General features: G+C 61.8%; 1 pseudogene. It reads left to right on the forward strand.

Features of this window, described 5'->3' with window-relative positions:
- Positions 1 to 314 (forward strand): annotated as a pseudogene (locus H6B51_RS17435) (L-arabinose isomerase); the annotation flags it as partial.

Genomic DNA, 314 nt, shown 5'->3' on the forward strand with positions numbered 1-314 from the left:
AAGGTGACCGCCAAGACCAACAAGGAGATCGCCGACGTGGTCAAGGAGGCCAACTACGACGACAACTGTCTGGGCGTCATCACCTGGTGCCACACCTTCTCCCCCTCCAAGATGTGGATCAACGGCTTTGTGAACCTCCAGAAGCCCTACTGCCACTTCGCCACCCAGTACAACCGGGAGATCCCCAACGAGGAGATCGACATGGACTTCATGAACCTGAACCAGGCCGCCCACGGCGACCGGGAGCACGGGTTCATCGCCGCCCGGCTGCGGATGCCCCGGAAGGTCATCGCGGGGTACTGGCAGGACGAGGA

The organism is Pseudoflavonifractor phocaeensis, assembly GCF_016901955.1.
In the GTDB taxonomy this organism is placed as follows: domain Bacteria; phylum Bacillota; class Clostridia; order Oscillospirales; family Oscillospiraceae; genus Flavonifractor; species Flavonifractor phocaeensis_A.